The 2,567-nt window shown below is 63.2% G+C and carries 3 protein-coding genes; 1 reads left to right on the top strand and 2 read right to left on the bottom strand.

Features of this window, described 5'->3' with window-relative positions; translation table 11 throughout:
• Positions 1–790 (bottom strand): TRAP transporter substrate-binding protein (locus CCR87_RS00030; RefSeq protein WP_201155307.1); only part of this gene is annotated, 790 nt, incomplete at its 3' end.
• Positions 791–829: 39 nt separating this feature from the next.
• On the bottom strand, positions 830–2,122 hold the full coding sequence (locus tag CCR87_RS00025) for a TRAP transporter large permease (RefSeq protein ID WP_037256031.1): 1,293 nt from the start codon (positions 2,120–2,122) through the stop codon (positions 830–832).
• 196 nt (positions 2,123–2,318) lie between these two features.
• Here CCR87_RS00025 and CCR87_RS00020 point away from each other — a divergent pair.
• The coding region (locus CCR87_RS00020) for a TetR/AcrR family transcriptional regulator (RefSeq protein WP_201155306.1) at positions 2,319–2,567 on the top strand (249 nt) is incomplete at its 3' end.

Genomic DNA, 2,567 nt, shown 5'->3' with positions numbered 1-2,567 from the left:
GCGCAACCGGGTCCAGGTTCTGGTAACGGTCGGCGCGCATATAAAGGCCGATGGTGTAGGCGGTGATCGGCAGCTTGTAGACGTACTTCAGCTGCTCCTGCAGGTTCCGGGCGATCACCGTGGAAATGTTCGCCACCGCCGCGTCGACCGTACCGCGCTGCAGCGCCAGGTAGGTCTCCGAGGAGGGGATACGCACCGGCACCACCCCAATGCTCTCCAGGGCCGTCGAGGCTTCGTAGCCGACCACGCGAACCTTGCGGCCACGCAACTGCTCCAGCGAGGTGATCGGCTCCTTGGCGGACCATACGTATTGCGGCTCGATCACGCCGCCACCCAGGCTGAGCATCTCGATGTTATCCTGACGCAAGTGGTCACGCATCAGGTTGAACAACGGCGTGCCACGGCTAATACGGTCGCCGTTTTCATACAGTTCGCCAACCAGGCTGGGTAGGCCCAGCAGGCCAACCGCCTTGAACGAACGGCTGATGTAGGTCGAGGTGTGGAACATGTAGTCGATGCTGCGCGACCGCAGGCCAGCGATCTGCTCGTCGGCCTTCAGCAGCGTGGCGCTGTCGTAGAATTCGGCCTTGCCGGCATCGCCCATGCCTTCGTTCAACCGCTTGTTAAAGCCGTCGATGCCCCACATCAGCGCCGTGTAACTGGGCGGCATGTAGGTCACGCCGGTGTAGGTCGAGGCCGCGTTCGACAAGCACGGCAGGCCCATCGTGCCCGCGGCCAGACCGGCCGCGAGACCGTACTTCATCATGTCGCGTCGGCTATGCGTCGTCATATCAAACCTCCCTTGAACTGGTCTTCTTCTTGGCACGGCTCAGAGCAGTCCCGGCAACCAGAGGCTCAGGCCCGGGAACAGCACGAACACCAACAGAACCAAAAACTGGATCGCGACGAACGGCAGCGCAGAGGCGATCACCTGCTCCATCGAGAGTTCGGGCACGACCCCTTTCAGGGTGTAGAGATTCAGGCCAACCGGGGGCGTGACCACGGCAATCTCCAGGTTCATCACCAGCACGATGCCGAACCACAACGGGTCGTATCCCAGCGTGGTCACGATCGGCAGCAGGAACGGCGTGGTGACCACGATCAGCGAGAAACCGTCGATCACCGTCCCCAGCGCGATCAGCACGAGCATCACCAGCAGCATGACCAGCTCCGGCGGCAGCGCGACCGAGGTCGCCGTCGAAGCCAGCATTTGTGGAATCCGGATCAGGTTCAGGTAGTCGCCGAAAATCTTGGCACAGCCGATGATCAGCAGGATCGTCGCGCTGACCCGAAGGCTGTTCCACACGATCTCGATCAACTTCTCCAGCGTCAGCACGCGATAAACGACCCCGGCGATCGCTGCCGCACCGATGACGCCAAAGGAGGACGCCTCGGTGGGGGTCGCCAAACCCGAGTAGATGGTGCCCACCACCAGCACGACCAGGAACACCACATGCCAGATACGGCCAAGGCTGAGCAGCCGGGCGCGCCAATCCACCGTCTGTTCGACCGAGGGCGCTTCGTCCGGCCGCAACCGGCAGCGCAGGTAGATGTAGAAAGACAGCGCGAAGGCAATGGCGAGACCAGGAATCAGGCCGCCGATGAACAGCGACGAGACCGAGACGCCGCTCATCGCACTGTAGACGATGAACGGCACCGAGGGTGGGATCAGCATGGCGATCGCCCCGGCCGTAGCCACACTGCCGGCAGCCAAGTTCGCGGAGTACCCGCGTTTCATCATTTCCGGCACGGCCAGCTTGCCAACCGACGCCACGCCGGCGATCGACACGCCGCTGACCGCGCCGAACAGCGTGCAGGCCCCAACCGAGGAGATCGCCAGACCGCCGCGGATGCGGTTGAGCCATACCGAGGCCACATGAAAGATGTCGCGGCCGACCGGCGTCTCGGACAGCAGGAACCCCATCAAGATGAACAGCGGCAGGGCGATCATCTCGAAGCTGTTCAACTGGCCGAACACGGATGTCGGCGCCAGAAACAGCGCCATTTCGCCACGCGCCATGTACAGCCCGAGCAACCCGGCACCCCCCAGCGCCAGGAAAACCGGCGCGCCGAGCGCGATCAGACCGAGCAGGGTTCCAAGTGCAATGAGCGGTTCGATCATGGGGCCCAGGCGGGTCGCACGGTGCGGCCACCGACGCGACGCGCATCCAGGGGCCCAATCTGAACCAAGGCAGCGCTACTTGGCATGTTCCTCCCCTCCATCTGACCTATAATTGACTAGTGGGTCAGTTACGGGGTGTGTATAGCAATCCTGTAGCGAAGGCAAGGCACCGTTTCGAATCGGTACTGAAGGCACGATGACCCGACCCAAGGATCCGGACGAGAAACAGCGGGACCGCACGCGGACACGGGCGCGCATCGTGGAGGGCGCCCGCGCGGTGTTCGCGACCAGCGGCTTCAAGGGCGCGCGGATGGATGAAATCGCCGAACGCTCGGGCGTCGCGAAGGCATCCGTCTTCCACCACTTCGGCAGCAAGAACGCCCTGTTCGCGGAAGCGCTAGAAGCCGAAGTCCTGGCATTGCGACGCTACCAGCAGGACCTCGAC

Source organism: Rhodobaculum claviforme (assembly GCF_016653255.1).
GTDB classification, from domain to species: domain Bacteria; phylum Pseudomonadota; class Alphaproteobacteria; order Rhodobacterales; family Rhodobacteraceae; genus Rhodobaculum; species Rhodobaculum claviforme.
Note: the sequence above shows the minus strand (reverse complement) of the source record. Positions and strands in the feature narration are given on the sequence as shown.